Here is a 19,914-nt window from a genome sequence, read left to right as displayed (position 1 = left end):
ACCTCAACTCAATTTCGATGTCCGTTTCATTGCACTAGAGACAACCGCAAGGTAAATCCCCATAAAGATTAATACCATACCAGCCAAATGATAAGTGTGTATCTGCTCTCCCAGAAAGGCTGTTGAAAGCAACATACCGAACAATGGCATAAGGTGGATAAATAAGCCTGCTTTGGCTGCGCCTAATTCCGCTACTCCCCTATTCCAAAACAAATGAGCAAGAATAGAAGGGAAAATCGCCATATAAAGCACAGCCCCAAGTGCTTCAGATTTCCACACAATGGGCTGCGCTGACTGTAATTCATACAAAGAAAAAGGTAACAGTACGACAACACCAATAATGACAGTTACGCCAAAAAAGGTAAAACCATCAAGCCCGACAGGACGCCAGCGTAAGCAAATCGAATAACCAGACCAACATAACGTCGCCGCCAGTATCCATAAATCGCCCTGATTAACATCCAGGCTCAGCAACTGGCTCAGATCCCCTACAGAGATCAGGGTGAGCACACCCACCAGCGAGCAAATAACACCCACCCATTGTCGTGGCGATACAGATTCTTTTAAGAAGGTACCGGTAATCACCAAAATAATGATAGGAATCGCCGATTGCAACAAGGTCCCATTGGTTGCGCCTGTCATCGTCAAACCGACATAGATGAGTGTATTGAAGCTACCCACACTAAGGATGCCAAACACCAACATTATTTTCCAATTTTGCAGAACAACCCGCCAATTTTTTTTCAATCTGGGCACTAAAAAAGGCAATATAATTAATAGTGCCAGGCTCCAGCGCATTTGCGCCATCGTCACCGGAGGTAGCACGTCATGCATAGCGCGTCCGATGACAAAATTACCGGCCCAAAAGAGCGTGGTTAAACTCAGTAAAAGATAAGCCATTATAAATCCTTATTAAACCAGCGGGATAATAGTGTTGTATTGGCATCTTTTCCGGTGAGAACATATTGCAATACGTTGTAGTTATTAACGGTCCATTCAACCTGTGTGAAAGCCTTACTTAAACCGCAAAATAAAATTTCATCACCACATTTTAATTCTTTAAGCTCACCTGGTAACATCTTAATCTCTTCTCCTCGGCGCAACATTAATGGGAAAGCGGGCAACATGTGGCTACGGTCATGCGGGTCTTTAAGGAAGACTTTCATCTGAATAACAACCCCCTCTTCCAACGCCATCCAGATAGCCGGCGTGTCATGCTCACTCAAGGTGAAGGCCCAACTATCCAATTCATCTTCGTTTACCACACTGCTCATACGATTTAGTAAGGTATGCGCCCACACATCATCATAATCTTTTAACGCCTCTATAAAGACAGGCAGCAATGGTGTTTTAATTTGTGCCATGATTTGATTGGCAATGATCCGGCCCGGTTCCATGACAAAATCGGCACCGGAGTGTTGAAACACCAAACGGTTAGCATCCAGGTTTTGCCTGATAACCGTTACAAGCTTGGACTTCATTCCACGTGCCGTCATAATAATCGATAAATTATCAGCATCATTATCGGTACCGGCAACGATACCAATAGCTTCATGAATGCCCGCTTCTTCGAGCGTTTTCGCTTCGGTACCAATACCCCAGATTTGCTGTTCAGTCTGATTTATATTCTGCTCTTTGGCATCAACGATGGTGATATACACATCATCTGCTTTAAACGCATGGTACAACGCCCTTCCAAACCGGCCAAAGCCACAAATAATCCAGCGGCCTTTCTTTAGCTGATAAACACTGGATAATGGCCGATGATATGGATTGACTAGCCAATCATAGACAAGGTGCTTATAGGAAGCGCTAATCGCCATCGACAGGTAACCGGCATAGGCTTTAAAAGGATCGACAACAAGATCGGTGCCAAAAGAGAGTAGATTTGCCGTAGTGACTTCAGCTTCCGTACGGCTGATCACCATTCGTTCAGGCATCAGTAGCTTACTGGCAATCGATACTGCCAAATTCGAGTTATCATCATCCGTCAGCGCCAGCACACCAATACAATGAGGGTTTTGCAGGCCCGCATCATTTAGCACATCAGGCAGTGAAGCATCGGCACACAAACCCGGCACACGTAAAGGTAAGTTATCCATTTCAAGATCGTCGATACGATCTTGCTTCATATCAATAACGACCGATCGAATGTCCCGGTCAGCCAGTTTATGAACAACAACCCGTCCGGTAACTCCGTAATCACATACCAGATAAAAAGGTTCGGCAATACCCGTCACCTCACGCGTAAAAGAGCGGCGTCGTAATAACCGCCCAAACACGGGTTCCTGTAACAAGGCCAACATCGAACCAATACCATACAACCACGAAACTACGGTCGCATAGATCATCAGCAGAGTCCACATTCGCTGAGCATCCGTAAACGCGTAAGGAATTTCGCCGAAGCCAATCGTTGTACCCATAAAAGACACAAAATAGACGGCATGAAAGAAATCCATTTGCCAGACATTACCTTGATCATCCTGCCCGGGAATCAAGACAAAGCCCAAAACGGAAATAGAATACACAACAATCATCGTGATAAAGGGAACACGTAATCGCCGTAGAAGTAAGTAGAAGACGTTATTCATAAATTAGCGACGAACAACAATGGTCTCAATCACGAGTAAAATCACAGACATAATGTTGGCTAACAATGCGCCACCTGACAGCGACACTACACTGGACATCATAGACGGCGTCATACCACCACTGATCTGTTCAGCAAAACCCCACAGAATAGCAGCAATGACCAACTGCAAGTCAGCCACCAGACTTGTCGCTAACATAAGCGCACCTAAATGGGTTCGATCACCAAATTTAAGCACCGTGCAAATCATACTGACGACCAATGCAGCGAACAACTCAAACTCATTATGATGAATCGCCAGATCAATATCCCCGAGAAAAAAGCCGAAATTTAGCGTTAATGCCAATACGATAAAGAAAGCAAAAATCACTTTTTCACGATTCATCAGAAAATCCCTTAAATACCAATAAAATAAAAATTACATGAGCAGCATCAGCCGATTGTATCGACTGTTGATAAATATGGCTATGCTGATTCACGGAACCCGCGCTTTAAGTTAAGGTCTACTATTAATTACGTAATTCACCGATAGCTACACAAGCCTTTTACCGCTAGCTATTTGATTTTATTCTGTGTTTTTGAGGACTGTTTGATGCATACACGGCATTTTTTGCTGCTAAAACCGATCGCAACGCTACTACTCATTTTTAGCGCGGTTTCACTTACCTTTGCCAGCGAGATCAACAAAAGCCCGAATGATGTTCGTGAGTATGAATCAATAACACTCGCCAATAACCTCACGGTGTTGCTTATCTCTGATCCTAATACCGACAAAGCAGCGGTGTCTATGGATATCAGTATTGGCTCTGCGGCCAATCCGGAAAATCGAGCAGGGCTGGCTCATTTTCTGGAACATATGCTCTTTTTAGGTACAACAAAATACCCGGATGCAGGTGAATACCAAGCCTACATTCAGTCGCATGGCGGCTCGCACAATGCCTTTACCGCCTTAACAAACACCAATTATTTTTTCGATATAAATGCCTCTGATCTTGATCCTGCGCTGGATCGATTCTCTCAATTCTTTATCTCGCCTTTATTTTCCGAAGAATATACTGACAGGGAAAGGCACGCTGTTAACTCCGAATACAGTGCTAAAATAAGAGATGATGGACGCAGAATCTATGCGGCTAGCCAACAGGCAATGAACCCTGACCACCCTGCCAGCCGCTTTGCCGTAGGGAATCTTGAGACACTGTCTAATGACACTGAGGGTGCATTACGTAATGAGTTACTCAGTTTCTACCAAACGTACTACTCTGCGAACCGCATGAGACTGGTCATTCTTGGCAAAGAACCCGTCAAACAACTGGAAGCCATGGCTAAAGCGCATTTTTCTACCATCGAAAACACCAACGCGCCTCTCTTCAAGATTACCCAACCACAGTATCTGAAAAATAACCTACCGCTGGAAATATCCATCACAACCCTGAAAGATACCCGCTCTCTGAGCATGAGCTTTCCTACACCCTCTAACCATCCCTACTGGCAAAGCAAACCTCTACATCTGTTTAGTAGTTTGATTGGCTATGAAGGTGAAGGCAGTCTATTGGCATTATTAAAGGATAAAGGCTGGGCGACGGGTCTCGGTGCGTCACCTGGTCAGGACTTTGACTCTGAATCCAGCTTCCATGTTCAGATATCGTTGACACCCGCAGGCCTGAAGCATACGGATGATATTGTCAGCCTGTTTTTTAGTTTTGTGAATGATCTGAAAATAACCGGTATCAGTGAAGCGCTTTACAACGAAGAACGCCTGCTCAGCGAACAACAATTTCGCTTTTTAGCAGAACAAGAACCGATTCATTATGTTACTCAGCTAACCCAGAGCATGCAGGACTACCCAGAAGCGCACTGGCTGGATGCGCCTTATCTGCTGGAACGATACGATACGGCTATTTTCAACCAATTCATCCAATCCATTCGCCCCGACAACATGGTGTTATCACGTCAGGCTCAAGAACTAGATACCGATTCAACCGAGTATTATTACAACAGCACCTACCAAATCAAACCCATTGCGGCACAACGGATTACCCGTTGGAATCAGGCAGGGGAAGAAGATAATTTGCATATCCGCCAGCTAAACCCCTTCGTTGCCGAACATGTTGAGATTAAACCTCAGCCCGCACAAACAACACTCCAATCCACACTCAAACCCATGCGCATAGACACCGGAAAAGACGGTGTTAGCTTGTGGCACCTTCAGGATGCGACGTTTAACGTCCCGAAAGCAGATTTTTACTTCACACTTCTTTCACCTCTCGCCAGAGAGGGGGCGGCGGCAACAGTGGGTTTAAGTCTGTATGCAGATATGATCAGTGATGAATTAAACAAATCACTTTATGATGCGGGCATGGCAGGACTCAGTGCACGTATTTATTCCCATCAACGCGGTTTAAGTGTGCGAATATCCGGTTTTGATGACAAAATCAGCGTATTAAGCGAGCTGATCGCAAAAACACTACGCTCACCTCAGTTGTCACCGTCACGTTTTGACCGGGTGCTTAGAGACTATCAAGAACAGCTCAAAAACGCCGAAAAGGACAAACCCTACAGTCAACTGTTTCGTGTTGGTTCTGAAATACTTATGCACGACTCAACATTAGATGAACTGCAGCAGGTCGCCGCTAACTACACGCTAAAGCAACTGTCTACACTGATTGAGCGGCTTTATCAGTCAGCAGAACTTCGCGTCCTTTCACATGGCAATCTAACCGCCAAAGAAGCCAGTAAAATGACGACGTCACTACTTGATCAACTCGAAACTATCCACACAGCAAATGTTGCACCTCAGGTGAATGCCCTCAGCTTAACGCCGGGAGAAATTCAGCAGCAGACACTCAATATAGAACACAATGATTCGGCGACTATCCTGTATTTACAAGGGTCGGATAAATCATTTCAAACACGCGGTGCAGTGGCGTTGCTAAGTGAAATACTGTCTGCTCCCTTCTATACACAACTGCGTACCGAACAGCAGCTAGGCTATATCGTATTTGCAACACCTATGCCGCTAAGGCAACTGCCGGGCTTAGCGCTTGTCGTTCAGTCGCCGACGGCCTCACCGGAAAAAATACAAAATAGCATGCAGGATTTTTTAACATCTTTTAGTCAGCAATTATCAACGCTCAATGATATTCAGATTGATCAGTTCAAAAGCAGCGTTAACGCACGTATTAATGCGCAGGAGCGCCAGTTACAAGAACGCACCAATCGTTTTTGGCAGGAAATAGATCAGGATGAGACAAATTTTGACAGTCAGCAACAATTAACCAAGGCTATTAATCAACTGACACGCCAAGATTTAATCATGAATTTTGGTGCACTGTTAAGACGGCAAATGGTATTACAGAGTTCCGGGGCTGGGCTGATACAGGAGCAGACAGCAAAAAATCAGCAGAATATAACAGTACCGGTGCCTGAAATCAGTCCCAAATGATGTCCATCTTATCGATGTGGTTTTTTATAACAGTGGTGGCAGCTATATCGTAACCATATAGCAACAGTGTGATTTAATCTGAGGTGATAATGTTACGACGCTGCCGGGAACTGATTTCAGAATCACAGGAATCAGGTTCCCAGAGACATTTTTCTTTACCCTGATCGTCGGAGATGCGCTGATAAATCGCATCTTCGCCTTTCAGTTCTGGCTTAGCTGATACCTTCTCTACCCAAATCATCTGAACCTTAGACAGTGGAGAGTATGCGACCACTGTTGGCGGAGGTAAATCGGAAGGATTATCTTGATAAATAACTTCATTCATTCGTTCTTTATCAAAAACACCCCGATCTTTTCCCATGTAAGCCGTTCTACCGTCATCACTTCCCTCTAAATAGCCATGCGGCAGAACCACCTCATACGAGATCGAATCATCCGCTGCCAGCGCAGACTGCTGCATAGTCACGCTAGCAATCATGAACACTAACGCAGCTTTACCAGCATAGCGGCTTACAGCATCACCAAGAGAGCAGCGTAAACATGCTACCCCCATTAATGGGTTTACCACGACTCTTCCATGGGATAAATTGACTCAGCGTAGATAGCCAGCTCCTCAAGAATCTCTCGATCAGGCGTACTTAATTCTGCCTTCTGATACAGCGCATTTAACTGCTCATAAAATGCCTTCATCGTTAACAGCCCTCGCTTATCTGCAATTAGCAACTTATCACTCCGGTATTGCTCCCATTGAGCCTGTTCTTCATCACTCAAGGTCAAAGGGTAATTTCTGGCACGATAGCGGAACAACATTTCCTCAAGACGAGGATCCTGAAAAGCCAGCTCTATTTCAGCCAGAGCCTGCGGATCACTCTCGCGAAGCAACTGCATTGCTTTCTTATCTGAATCATTAAAAAAACCACCCGAATACAACATGTGATCCGGATCTCCATCTGTTTTAAAATCCGCTTCACTCATTATGTCGGCCAGTTTCGCTTTTAATTCAGGTGCATTTCTCAATATAGACAAATGAACCCGGCACGCCTCTCCATCAATCGCTAAACGGGCTGCTTCTTCTTTATTGAGCATAGTCGCCGGTGCCAATATTGGGCATTTATTCGCATGTACCTGTTTTAACGCAATAACGGGATCTGCGGCGGAACGCTGACTCGCAGGCAGATACATAAAGTGGCGTATCTCTTCAACAGATAAGGAGAGCAACGGTGCAGGATCAACACGCAAATCCCATACCAATGTACTGTTTTTGTTCACCGGATGATGAGCAATCGGTGCAACAACCGCCAAATTACCTAAGGCTGTGGAATAACGGGATGAGACATGGATAACCGGCTTCATAGACGCCACATCCAACATCCGCTGAGCCGATACTTTATCTTTGTTAGACAACACAAAATCATACAATTTTGGTTGCTTGTGCTTCACCAGCTTAGCCATATCAATCGTTGCATACACATCAGACAAAGCATCGTGCGCACGCCCATGGTCGATGCCATTCGCTTTTGTCAGGTCCTCTAATTTAAGACTGGGTGTGCCATCCTCATGGTTTGGCCACACAATACCTTCCGGCCTGAGCGCCCGTGTCAGACGTAACATATCGATAATATCCCAGCGCGAGCAGCCATTTTGCCACTCTCTGGCATAGGCATCGTGAAAATTACGATACAAGGTATAACGTGTGACTTCATCATCGAAACGGATACTATTATAACCGACCCCACAGGTACCAGGCTGAGACAGCTCCGCATTTATCCGGTCAATAAATTCAGCCTCATTGACACCCTCACGGATCGCTTTCTGGGGCGTAATCCCGGTAATCAAACAGGCCTGAGGATTAGGCAAGACATCATCGGCAGGTTTACAAAATAACATCATAGGTTCACCTATGATGTTGAAGTGTTCATCGGTGCGAACCCCGGCAAATTGTACGGGACGATCTCTCTTAGGATCGATACCGAAGGTTTCATAATCGTGCCAAAAAAAAGTGCGTTCCGGTGTCATTGTATTCAAATATCCGTGATATATGCTGACTAAGCAGGCTATAATAAATGCGAATAGTAACAGGTCTGATAGGGAGGATTACATATGCTGACTAGTCAAACAACAGAACAACGTTGCCCGTGTGGATCAGAAAAGCCATTTGCTTATTGTTGCGAGCCCTATATTGAAGGTCAAAAACCTGCTCCTACCGCCGAGCAACTCATGCGCAGCCGTTATACTGCCTTTGCATTAGGTGCTATTGATTATCTTATTGATACCACCGCTCCTGAAAAAAGAGATGTCATTGATCGTGCCATTATTGCCGAACAGATCCAGTTCACGACATGGACAGGACTGACAATACTCGATAAAGAAGCAGGTCATAAAGGAGACTCTAAAGGCGTAGTTGAATTTGAAGCGAAATTTGAAACAGATGAAGAGCACTGCATATTGCATGAGCGTTCTAACTTCTACGCCAAAAATGGCCAATGGTATTACGTTGATGGAGAAGTCGATGTCAGATCAGCTACCTGATACGAATATCCTTTTATAGTTATATTCTGAGGCTTATGTTGAGCATCTGGCTATAAGCCAAACAGTAAAATATGGGGGCTCTCCCCCCTTTTTAAAACTTATTTATCAAGGCTTTAACTGACGGCCCTATCACCGTTAGTATAAGCATCCCCATTCATCTGGATTCCTGTCATCCAGTATTTGCTAATACAAGAATATCTTTTAATGTTATCAAAGTTTTTTAAGCCTAAATGGCAACATACAAATCCAGCTATCCGATCAACTGCCGCCAAAAAATTAAGCGATGATTGTGTCGATGAATTTCACATTCTCTCGGTGTTGGTCACTAAAGATCCTGACCATATAGTCAGACAAACGGCAATCGAACAGATTGCTAGTATTAATAACCTCATTGATCTGCTGGAACAGTCAGCATCTGATTCGGATATTATTGAAAAGCAGCTAACGCATAAATTGAATGCAGAGGATCATCCGGAAAGATCGTTTGATAGACTCCAGCACTGCAGCAATAAGCCCGCCGTTTGGCGCGTTGTGTGCCAAACGCATTTTCCGGATTTGCAATCCAGCCTGATTCAGCAAGTCGACAATCAGAATCAACTTTTGGATATTGCCACGTCTACGGCACCTATTAGCATTCGTAAAACCGCTGCAGAGCGCATTACCGATCCCGATATTATTGAGAAATTGCTGAAAATAACGCGCCAAAAAGACAAAACGATTTACCATATGATGCGTGATAAATCCAACGCATTACGCGAACAAGAAAAGCAGCAACAGGCACGACATGCCCTTGCCGAAAATATACTTGAGCAAATAAAAAGCCTCGCCAACGGTGTATGGCAACCCCTCTATGCTGCAAAATCTGAGGTTATCTCTCAAGAATGGCAAGCACTGGGAGAGTCTGTAACGGCTACTTATCAACCGCAGTTTTCTGAAGCGATCGATACCTGCAAAGAGCGTATTAAACTTATCAACGATAAGGCCGCTGAAGAAAAGCAAGAGCATGAGCGTATAGCGTTGGTACGCATCACAGCAGACGAATTATTGGAACAACTGCAAGCCTTCATCACGTCATTAGAATCAGCTCCCATCGCAGCCACCCCCACAGAAGAGCACTTAACCCAAGGATTCTTAACTGAAGGACTCTTAACCGAAGGGCAAGACAATAGTATTTCTGCGCATACTCTTCAGTTTGAAGTCTACCAAACACAATGGATGACTATCACTGACGATACTTCCGGGGCTCAACAAAAAACTTTTAATCAACTTCAGCAAAAATTCTCCGGCATTCTCAAACATGCCAGTTCCATAGATGTAAAACTTGCCGATATTTCTGCTTTTTTGGCGACGACTAAGCAACCTGTTTATCAGAAAAAAACCACATCACAGCAGCTGAAACAGGCGAAAACAGTTCTGAAAAAAACAGCATGGCCAGTACCCGTTGAGCGCCCTGAGCCATTGTTGGAATTAGATCGACTTATTTTACAGCTGACGGATGAACAACAGCAACACACCCAGAAAACAGCTGAGCTGTCTAAAAAACTGCAAACGCAACTCGAACAACTCGAGTCAGCGATTGATAACGGCGTTATCAAAGCAGCCGATAAGACCTCACGTAAAGCCACCGAACTATTTTCACAGCTAACCTCGCAATCAAATGGCGCGATAAATTCGCAGCTTGAGCAACAATTTAAAAGTCTGCAGACCCGTCTTGATGAGCTAAAAGATTGGCAAGGCTTCGCTGTCACACCGAAAAAAGACCAGCTATGTCTTGATATGGAAAACCTGATTTTTCAGGATTTACCCGCGCAGGAAAAAGCCAAACAGATTAAAGCATTCCAGCAACAGTGGAAAATGCTGGATGCGACTGATCCGTTCCATTCGCAAACAACCTGGAAGCGCTTCAAAACAGCCTCCGATAAAGCCTACGAGCCTTGCGAAGTCTTTTTTGGAAAACAAAATGAAGCACGCAGTTACAACCTGCAACAAAAAGAACTTATTTATAAAGAAGTCGCCGCCTACCTACAGCAGATAGAGTGGGATACATCTGACTGGCGTGCGATTGAACAAATAATTCAAGCCGCCAAGACTGAATGGCGACGCTTTGTACCCGTTGACCGTAATCCGGGACAAGCCTTACAAACCAAGTTTAATGCCTTGCTTCAAGACGCTGAAGCACACTTTCAGGAAGCAAAAGAATGTTCAATGGCCAGCAAAGCACAACTAATCATCGATGCAGAAGCGTTAACTGCCTCAGAAGATGTAGTTGCGGCAGCTGAACAGGCTAAAAAATTACAAAAAGACTGGAAAGAATGCGGCCCAACATTCCATAGCCAGGAAAGAAAACTCTGGAAAACATTCCGCGAGCACTGCGACACTATCTTCCAGAGGTTGCAAGAACAATCGCCCTCACGTGAAGCGATGCACTCTGCAAAATTACAACTTCAGATGATCACAGATGAACTGCTGACCTTTGCAGAAGCTCCATTGCATACCCGGACAAAACTTAACCGACTCAATGAAGCGCGTCAGCTCATTGAGCTATATAGCGAATCATTGCCGTCTCAAGATATTGAGAAGTTCAACCAAGCCGCACGCTGTCTGGAACAACAAACGAAAGCACTTACCAGGCTAACAGAACATAAAGATAGCCAGAGCTTGTTATTCCATTCAGACTTATGCGATCGGTTCGAAGAAAACATTCTCAAGAACCCCTTAGTGCAACCCCTTGAGGATTTCTTTGCGGGTTGGACGCTGAATGCTGGTAGCAGCTTAAATGAGAAACTAATCAGTCGACGCAACCAAATTGAATTGATAGCCGCAGATGAAGCTAATCTTGAAACTCTGCTTTGCAACTCAGATCGAGAGCTACGTAAAATCTGTATCCGTTTGGAGATCGCACTCAGCCTGCCATCACCGGAGCACGATCAGGTATTACGTATGGAATACCTGATGCAGCGATTACAGCAAGCATTGGATCAGCAGCAATCTGTGAATCTGACCGATATCAAAAAGTTGGAATTTGAGTCATTATCGGTTCCCTTCCGCTACGCTAACGAAGCGTTGAACCAGCGCCTCCAAACCTTAATAGACACCGTGTTCAATTAATACGCGCCCTCTACTGTCATTACGACGCCCATTACGAGACTGGCTTTGATAAAGCCAGAGCATAAAAAACCCGCGAAATTCGCGGGTTTTTTTGTAACTAAACCGATGTCATTAAGACATGTGCAAGCCACCATTGATAGACAGATCAGCACCCGTAATATATCCAGACTCTTCTTCAGCCAGGAATGTTACGATGCGGCCAATCTCTTCTGGTGTACCAAAACGACCCACAGGAATGGTAGAACAAATTTTCTGCTGAACTTCAACAGCTATTTTCGCTACCATCGGCGTCATGACATAACCAGGAGATACTGTGTTGACAGTAACGCCCTTAGAAGCAACTTCCTGAGCCAATGCTTTCGTAAAACCATGAATACCCGCTTTAGCAGCAGAGTAGTTACACTGGCCGAACTGACCTTTCTGAGCATTAACAGATGAAATATTGATAACGCGACCAAAGCCTTTTGCCAGCATCGGATTGATAACCAGACGAGTCATATGGAACATAGAGTCCAGATTCGCTGACATCACTTCATCCCACTGTTCCCAGCTCATTTTCTTGAACTGTCCATCGCGGGTAATACCGGCATTGTTAACCAGCACATCTACCGTACCACCCGTCAATTCCTGAATGGTAGCAACACATGCTTCACACGAAGCGGTATTAGTAACATCACCATAAGCAACATGGATATCGTAGCCATCTGCTTTTTGTTCAGCTTGCCACGCTTTTGCTTTTTCGTGATTACCACCGCTGTTATAACCGGCAACTACTGTGAAACCTTTATCTGCCAGAGTCCGGCATATTGAAGCGCCCAATCCACCAGTACCACCTGTTACAAGAGCAACCAACTTACCCATAATCACATCCCTTCTCTTTAAAATTATTTTGTTATATTGATTTTATTTACTATTGTTTATTTTGTTTGTCTGTAATGAGCTTGATCATAGACCTAAGACTTCACTTTAATAATATGACTTTTGGTTTATAGCCTTAAGCATAATGCTTAAATATGAACGAATAATGATACAACCTGTCATTCTAAAAACTGAAAATTCCTGAATACTAACTTAATGCCTGAAAAGCCAAGACTATTGTTGTGAGCCACATTTTACAACCAATAATTGGCTAACAACACGATAAGCGACCAATGATGCGGCACTGTTGGCTAATACAAACGCCACGAACATCCCCTGCAGGCCCCACACTTCATTGGCGATCCATGCCATAGGAATGAAGAAAACAAACAAACGCAAAATACTGATACGCATGGCCCGTAAAGGCTGATGAAGTGCATTCAGTGTCGAAGCGCTCAAGAAAATAACGGCCTGCATGCCAAAGCCTAACGGCACAATACTCAGCCACATCAGTAACGGAGCTTTAATCAACTCAGAGGCAGCGAACAAGTCGGCTATGGATTCCCTGAATATCCAGAGCAGTACAAATACTAATAATTGCCATATCAAGGCAAATTTTATCGCCCCCTGATACGCGGTAATCACTCGATGAATATGCCCCGCACCAAAGTTCTGGCTTACAAAAGGCGGTAGCGTCATAGACAATGCCAAACACACCAGCAATGACAATGATTCGAGACGATTCCCCACCCCGAAAGCAGCTACGGCTTCCGCACCATGCTGCGCTACCATCGCAGTCAATACACCTCCAGCGATCGGTGTCATCATGTTTGATAAGGCAGCAGGCACACCAATCTTCATCACGGTAAGCCAATGGCCGAACACTCTACGTGCTATAGGTCGCATCAATATGATTAGTTTATAACGCTGATACAGCACGTATATTACGACAATAAAAATACCCGTCCAGGCAATAACACTCGCCATAGCGGCTCCCTGAATACCCATCGCGGGCACGGGCCCCCAACCAAATATCAGCAATGGATCCAACAGCATATTCAGTACGGAGGAAACAGCCATCACTAATGCCGGGGTTTTTGTATCACCCCTGGCACGCAATACACTGTTGGCCACCATATTAGTGACCAAAAATACGGCACCGAACCACCAGATATTCATGTACGCCAGAATGTAGGGCAACTGCTCTTCAGTCGCTCCCATGAGTGTGAACAACGGCGTCATGAAAAACTGCGCTATTAAGCTGATGCCCAATACCAACAATAGCGTCATCATCAGATTATCCGTTGCCAGCTCTGCCGCTTTTTCCTGTTGTCCCTCACCAATCAAGCGGGCTAATATAGCCGAGGTACCGATACCAAAACCAATCGCCAAGCTCACCACTGAAAAAGTCACCGGAAAGGTAAATGCCAGCGCCGCCATCGGCGCGGTACCCAATAAAGAGACAAAATAAATATCAGCAAGGTTAAACAACATTAGGCTCACGATACCCACCATCATCGGCAGAGTCATTCGAAGCAACGTAGGTCGAATCGTATCTTGCAGTAAATTTGGCGTGGCCATAGAAGGCGCGGCTCTCTGTACTTAAAAAACAAGGGGCTATTCTAACGGCTGATAAGTAAAAGAAAAACGATCATAATAGAAGAATGTGTTCATGATATGTAACTATAGGAACACATCTGGCAAGTACATCCAGTAAGAACATCTATCAAGTACCAGCAAGCGGATAATTAATGAACCTGATTCTTTTTAATGAAAGTGACTTCTGCGCTCATAATCGCATCTGCCTGCGTGACAGACGCCATAAACACATAGTTGACATACATAAAGCGCAGCCTGACTCGTCCTTGCGTGTAGGCCAAATAAACGGCTTAAGCGGCACCGGCCAGGTCATCAGCATTGACGATACACAAGTAACACTTGAGATATCATTGACGCAAGCAGCTCCTGCACAACTACCCCTTACATTGCTACTTGCGTTACCCAGACCAAAAATGCTCAAACGTATTTTACAAACCATCAGCACAATGGGTGTCAAAGAACTGTATCTGCTGCATAGCTACCGTGTCGATAAAAGCTACTGGTCGTCTCCCTTACTGGCAGAAAATGCGATTAATGAGCAACTTCAGCTTGGCCTTGAGCAAGCAATGGATACACACATGCCGGTGGTGCACGTCCGAAAGCGCTTCAAACCGTTTGTAGAAGACGAACTACCTGCCATCTGCGCCAACACACGAGGATTGGTTGCCCATCCGTATTATGCCATCGAATGCCCAGAGCCCGGCCTCTGCCCTACCACCCTCGCTATCGGTCCCGAAGGAGGATTTATCCCCTACGAAGTCGAAAAGCTAAAGCAAGCAGGGCTGACTCCTTTTCATGTGGGGCAACGCATCTTACGCGTAGAAACAGCGATACCCGCTATTTTATCGCGTCTATTCCCTACCCTCTAACGGGCATGAAAGATAATAGCGGGCGCCCTCGGTTATATGATATGAATCAAATAATATAAACTTATAAGAGAATGGTAGTGAGAATTATACGCATCCGCATTGACAACAACTCCTATCTTAACGATAATAATTCGCGTTACCGTTTAGCCGCTTATTTAATTAAATAGCTTGAATTAGAAAGTTTAAATAATGCGTTCAACAAAATGTTTTGATCATGTGTGTTTTTAACATTATTTTTCAACCAGTAGGATATAACCATGTTGCGTAAATCTCTGTTTGCTTTTGCCACCCTAACCACAGCGCTGACTTTCAATACCGCAGCACAGGCCGAGGAAGTGAATATATATTCTTATCGCCAGACCTTTCTTATTGAGCCTTTATTGAAAGCTTTTTCAGAACAGACCGGCATTAAAACCAACGTGGTTTTTGCAAAAAAAGGATTACTGGAACGTTTAGAGCATGAAGGCCGTAACTCACCTGCTGACATCTTACTGACGTCAGATATAGGACCACTGTTTGATGCCACCGAAAAAGATCTGTTTGCACCACTGTCCAGCGATATTGTTAATCAAAATGTACCGGCACAATACCGTGATCCTGAAGGTCGCTGGATCGGTTTAACATCACGGGCGCGCCTCATTTATGCATCAAAAGACCGTGTTAAAGAAGGCGAAATCACTTCATACGAAGAGCTGGCTGATCCTAAATGGAAAGGCCGTATCTGTACACGTAGCGGTAAACACACGTATAACCTCTCTCTGATCGGCAGCATGATCGCACATCACGGCGAAGCAGAAGCCGAAATATGGTTAAGCGCTGTCAAAGAAAACCTCGCTCAGAAACCACAGGGAAATGACCGCGCTCAGGTAAAAGCAATTAAAGAAGGCGTATGTGATCTGGCGCTTGGAAACTCCTACTATTTCGGACACATGCTGACCAACGAAAAAGAACCTGAACAAAAAGCATGGGCTGAATCGGTCAATCTGGTGTTTCCAAATCAGAATGACCGCGGCACTCACATGAACATTTCAGGTGCAGGCGTGACTAAATATGCTCCGCATCCTGAAGCCGCTAAAAAGCTGATTGAGTTCCTTACTCAAGAACAGGCACAACGCTACTATGCCGATGCTAACTTCGAGTTTCCGGTGCGCCCTGATACACCGCGTTCAGCGTTGATCGAAAAATACATGAGTAACTTCAAAGGTGACTCAATCAACCTGCAAGAAGTTTCTGCACAACGTTCAGCCGCCGCCAAGCTGGTTGATAAAGTTGGTTTTGATAACTAGGCCTGCAGCTTCGTTATCAATGTGGTCTTCAGCGCGTTAATTTACTAATGTGCTAGTGACTTTAATTAACCAAAACGATAGTCTTCGCGGCTATCGTTTTATTGTTTTGGCCAATGAATACACATTTAATTTCAAGCTCAACTAAAAGCTTTATTACACGCCCTACTGGCGCAAGTAATAGCACCGGCTGGTACATCAGTAGCTGGGGCGCTGCCTTATTGGTCGCGCTTCCGGTACTTGCTGTATTTTATCTGGCACTTTTTCCGGAAGAAAATATCTGGCGCCATCTGGCTGATACCGTTCTGCCTGTCTACATTATCACCACGCTGCAACTCATGATTGGCGTCGCGTCGTTTTCGGTAATTATTGGTGTCACGACGGCCTGGCTCGTCACTATGTGTCAATTTCCGGGTAAACGATACTTTGAATGGGCGCTGTTGTTGCCTTTTGCTGTACCCGCTTACGTCATTGCTTATATCTATACAGACTTATTAGAGTTTGCAGGCCCCGTACAAGGGTTTTTACGTGATATTTTTGGCTGGCAAAGCGCCAGAGATTACTGGTTTCCACACATCCGATCGCTGCCGGGCGCCATCACAATGCTGACGCTGGTGCTTTATCCTTATGTTTACCTGATGTCACGTGCGGCATTTCTTGAACAATCCATGAGCCTGAAAGATGCCAGCCGCCTGATGGGCTGCACGCCGTGGCAGAGCTTTTACCGTATATCTCTGCCAATCGCCCGCCCGTCTATAGCCGTAGGGCTATCATTAGTTTCAATGGAAACACTCAACGATTTCGGTACGGTAGATTATTTTGCAGTACAAAGCATGAGCGCTGGGATTTATGACACCTGGCTTAACATGGGCAACCTGGGCGGCGCTGCACAAATTGCCACCATGATGATGATCTTCGTCGTGGTACTCATCACGCTCGAACGCGTTGCCCGCGCCAAACAAAAACAATTTCACAGTACTGACCGCTTCAAAGCTATTCAGGTATACCCTCTACGTGGCACCCGTGGAATTCTGGCCTTTATGGCTTGCCTGATACCGATTTTACTGGGGTTTATCATTCCGGTCATACTACTGCTCGTCTATTCCGCCAGCCATCTCGATCAGTTTTTTACGACGGACTTCTTACAACACGCCAGCCATAGTTTTCTGCTCTCCGGTGGAGCAGCCCTTTTATGCTTAGTGCTGGCCGTATTATTAACTTATGCAAAACGCTTAAACCCTAAACGTATCGGATTAACATCAGCCGTGCGTTTTTCCAGCCTTGGCTATGCGTTACCTGGCGCAGTGCTGGCCATTGGTGTCATCATCCCATTGGCCGCCTTTGATAACTGGGTTGATGCCATCATGCGCAGTCAATTTAACCTATCAACAGGGCTGCTGCTGAGCGGTACCGTATTTGCAGTGATGTTTGCCTACTGTGTGCGTTTTCTCGCCGTAGCCACCGGTGCGGTAGACAGCTCGCTGAGTAAAGTCACCCCCACTATGGATATGGCAGCCCGTTCATTAGGGATGTCACCTGGAAAGACGCTGCTAAAAGTTCACTTTCCACTGATCAAAGGCGGATTACTTACCGCCATGCTGGTTGTTTTTGTCGATTGCATGAAAGAACTACCCGCCACCCTGATCTTACGACCCTTCAATTACGATACGCTGGCAACCTTTGTTTATCAGTATGCCTCAGACGAACAACTGGAACAGTGTGCACTGGCGGCTCTGTTAATTGTTCTGGTGGGGATTATTCCGGTGATACTGCTGAGCAAATCGATTACCGGGACACGCTCAGCACATTAGAAACGACTGCTTTATAACAGCGACAGCAATTTTATAACAAGTCGACAGCTATCGCCTCAAGGCGCTATCAGCGCAGAGGCATCGGCCTGATTCGAAGCGTTCTTTTGCAGATCCTCTACCGCCTGTAGTATTAAGGGCTGATCATTATAAAAATACAGAGCACGCTTAATAACACGCTGCATCTGCACCGAATCACCCAGGTAATCGTAAACCCGAATCAAGTCGACGAACACGCCAACATCGGGGTTAGACTTAAGATAAGTTTCCATCCATTTCACATACTCCAAAGTTATCGCTGTGTCATGCGTAACCCTTTCCGCTTTAGAAAGATTCGCCAATAACAAACGCATGGCTATATCCGTAAAGTAGGGGTGCTTACTAATGGAGCTAAGCTCAGTAAACCGATCCTCGCCTGAATAAACCACATAAGCGATTCGTTGAGAGTAATAGAGCGAAGAACCGCAAAAAACAACCACAATAGCCAGCAGCAGGACCGATACACTTCTGATCATCCACCCGGCAGCAATACTCATATGTAAAGGGTATGTTTTATGTCCAGACTGGAAAGTAATAAACAATAAGAATAAAAAAACCACCCAATGATAAGCCGATATATAAAAAGGGAGCTCAACCTGTGTATGCAAGGCTATGGGTAGCAAAAGTGCAGCCATAGCACCGCCACGTTGCCACCCCAGCTTGAATAACTGCAGCAGCACCGTAACGACTGCACAAAGAAAGGCCAGCAACCCAACGATCCCACTTTCCACACCCCACAGTAGCAGTTCATTATGAGGATGACTAAATTGCGTAGTGAGCTTGAAATTCTCATTTTCAAGTTGATATTCAGCGGCTTTTTCATGAAAAGCAGTTTGAAAACTACCAATCCCATGCCCCAACAGAGGCTTATCTTTAATCGCCTGCCAGCTGATACGGTAAACATGCTGACGTATATCTTGCCCCTCTTCAGCCAGCGTTTCCATTTTTGAATAGGCGCGCAATGCCCCATCATTAATGATCAGTCCTCCTACACCACCAACGAGCAATACTACGAGCATCGCTAACGACCAACGCGCATTACGTTTCAGTAAATTAAGGCGACATGAGACCATCAATAGTAGTGCGGCCCCTCCTCCCAACAAGCCAACACGGGAACCTGCACTCAGCAGCACAAATGAGGATAACAGCAGACATAAAAGCAAAAGCGACTTAGCTAATACAGGGCGAGATCGAAAGTCCGGTGTACTCAACAGATAAACCGAAAGCCCGACGGCTGTTGCCATAAGGCTAGCTTGCAAGTTGGGTTGCTGAAACATACCGATAGGGATTTGACTGGCCATATTCGGTATTATTCCAGATATCAACGATCCGGGTAGTAGCTGTATCACTCCTACCAAGCCATGCAATGTAAACGCCCCGCAGAGGATATAAAGCGCATTTTGGAGAGTGTGACGCCGGACATTGAATTGAAACAGAGAAAAAAAGAACAAAAAACCAAGAAATATAGCCGAGATACGCAACATCCAGGAGAGCGGTTGCTCCATGCCTACGATAAACCCTGTTAATAGGATCAATAACGGCATCGCCAATATCCAGCCCCAAAAAGCAGGTAAGCGAATCATCTGCTGCTGCCACATACGCCAAACGGCTAAAATAACGACAATCGCCACTGTTATCCACACCACTGAATTAAAAGGCAGAAACAGCCCCTCCCCCCCTAGATTAGGCTGAAAATAAAAAGCCGAAAAGAAAACACCAATAATAGCAATAAAAAAAGCAGTCAAAAAAAATTCCTCACGTGTAAAGGTCGCCATCAGTCAGCGCTTAA

General features: G+C 45.1%; 14 protein-coding genes. 6 read left to right on the top strand and 8 right to left on the bottom strand.

The genetic code is table 11. From position 1 onward, the window contains the following. Window positions 1–3 precede the first annotated feature (3 nt). The 3 genes from Nant_RS01450 to Nant_RS01440 are packed head-to-tail and all read right to left on the bottom strand — an operon-like array spanning window position 4 to window position 2,975. Window positions 4–900: a DMT family transporter gene (locus Nant_RS01450; protein ID WP_054339866.1), complete on the bottom strand. Its 897-nt coding sequence runs from the start codon at window positions 898–900 to the stop codon at window positions 4–6. Next, window positions 900–2,537 carry a potassium channel family protein gene (locus Nant_RS01445; protein WP_238377047.1) on the bottom strand — a complete coding sequence of 546 codons (1,638 nt, stop codon included), beginning with the start codon at window positions 2,535–2,537 and terminating at the stop codon, window positions 900–902. The genes Nant_RS01450 and Nant_RS01445 overlap by 1 nt, the downstream gene beginning before the upstream one ends. A gap of 57 nt (window positions 2,538–2,594) precedes the next feature. After that, complete coding sequence (locus Nant_RS01440; RefSeq protein WP_054339864.1) at window positions 2,595–2,975, bottom strand: DUF6394 family protein; 381 nt, start codon at window positions 2,973–2,975, stop codon at window positions 2,595–2,597. Between the two features lie 207 nt (window positions 2,976–3,182). Between Nant_RS01440 and Nant_RS01435 the strand changes: the two genes are divergently transcribed. Continuing rightward, a complete protein-coding gene (locus Nant_RS01435) occupies window positions 3,183–6,032 on the top strand; it encodes an insulinase family protein (protein WP_054339863.1) in 2,850 nt (949 codons plus the stop codon). A 73-nt stretch (window positions 6,033–6,105) separates the two neighbouring features. On the opposite strand, the gene Nant_RS01430 is transcribed toward Nant_RS01435, so the two are convergent. Further along, complete coding sequence (locus Nant_RS01430) at window positions 6,106–6,585, bottom strand: hypothetical protein (protein ID WP_143773592.1); 480 nt, start codon at window positions 6,583–6,585, stop codon at window positions 6,106–6,108. Between the two features lie 8 nt (window positions 6,586–6,593). Beyond that, entirely contained in the window at window positions 6,594–8,048 is a 1,455-nt protein-coding gene (gene sbcB, locus Nant_RS01425) for an exodeoxyribonuclease I (RefSeq protein WP_054339861.1), read from the bottom strand. Between the two features lie 84 nt (window positions 8,049–8,132). On the opposite strand from sbcB, the gene Nant_RS01420 reads away from it, so the two are divergent. Together Nant_RS01420 and Nant_RS01415 are read left to right on the top strand one after the other, a co-directional pair. Further along, on the top strand, window positions 8,133–8,561 hold the full coding sequence (locus Nant_RS01420) for a YchJ family protein (RefSeq protein ID WP_054339860.1): 429 nt from the start codon (window positions 8,133–8,135) through the stop codon (window positions 8,559–8,561). 204 nt (window positions 8,562–8,765) lie between these two features. Beyond that, a complete protein-coding gene (locus Nant_RS01415; RefSeq protein ID WP_054339859.1) occupies window positions 8,766–11,669 on the top strand; it encodes a DUF349 domain-containing protein in 2,904 nt (967 codons plus the stop codon). A gap of 111 nt (window positions 11,670–11,780) precedes the next feature. Here the strand turns inward: Nant_RS01415 and phbB are convergent, their stop codons facing one another. Both phbB and Nant_RS01405 read right to left on the bottom strand, forming a co-directional pair. Continuing rightward, on the bottom strand, window positions 11,781–12,530 hold the full coding sequence (gene phbB, locus Nant_RS01410) for an acetoacetyl-CoA reductase (protein WP_054339858.1): 750 nt from the start codon (window positions 12,528–12,530) through the stop codon (window positions 11,781–11,783). A 231-nt stretch (window positions 12,531–12,761) separates the two neighbouring features. Further along, window positions 12,762–14,108, bottom strand: coding sequence for an MATE family efflux transporter (locus tag Nant_RS01405; RefSeq protein WP_054339857.1), 1,347 nt, complete (start codon window positions 14,106–14,108; stop codon window positions 12,762–12,764). Window positions 14,109–14,278: 170 nt separating this feature from the next. Here Nant_RS01405 and Nant_RS01400 point away from each other — a divergent pair, with 170 nt between their 5' ends. From Nant_RS01400 to Nant_RS01390, 3 genes are all read left to right on the top strand, one after another. Further along, window positions 14,279–14,995, top strand: coding sequence for a 16S rRNA (uracil(1498)-N(3))-methyltransferase (locus Nant_RS01400; protein WP_054339856.1), 717 nt, complete (start codon window positions 14,279–14,281; stop codon window positions 14,993–14,995). Window positions 14,996–15,252: 257 nt separating this feature from the next. Beyond that, on the top strand, window positions 15,253–16,281 hold the full coding sequence (locus Nant_RS01395) for a Fe(3+) ABC transporter substrate-binding protein (RefSeq protein ID WP_054339855.1): 1,029 nt from the start codon (window positions 15,253–15,255) through the stop codon (window positions 16,279–16,281). Window positions 16,282–16,394: 113 nt separating this feature from the next. Then, a complete protein-coding gene (locus Nant_RS01390) occupies window positions 16,395–18,089 on the top strand; it encodes an ABC transporter permease (RefSeq protein ID WP_082400006.1) in 1,695 nt (564 codons plus the stop codon). A gap of 56 nt (window positions 18,090–18,145) precedes the next feature. On the opposite strand, the gene Nant_RS01385 is transcribed toward Nant_RS01390, so the two are convergent. Further along, window positions 18,146–19,870, bottom strand: coding sequence for a PglL family O-oligosaccharyltransferase (locus Nant_RS01385; RefSeq protein ID WP_162224917.1), 1,725 nt, complete (start codon window positions 19,868–19,870; stop codon window positions 18,146–18,148). Window positions 19,871–19,914 lie beyond the last annotated feature (44 nt).

It is taken from the genome of Neptunomonas antarctica, from assembly GCF_001305295.1.
In the GTDB taxonomy this organism is placed as follows: Bacteria; Pseudomonadota; Gammaproteobacteria; order Pseudomonadales; family Balneatricaceae; genus Neptunomonas; species Neptunomonas antarctica.
The sequence above is the reverse complement of the archived record's forward strand: the minus strand, read 5'-3'. Positions and strand labels throughout refer to the sequence as shown.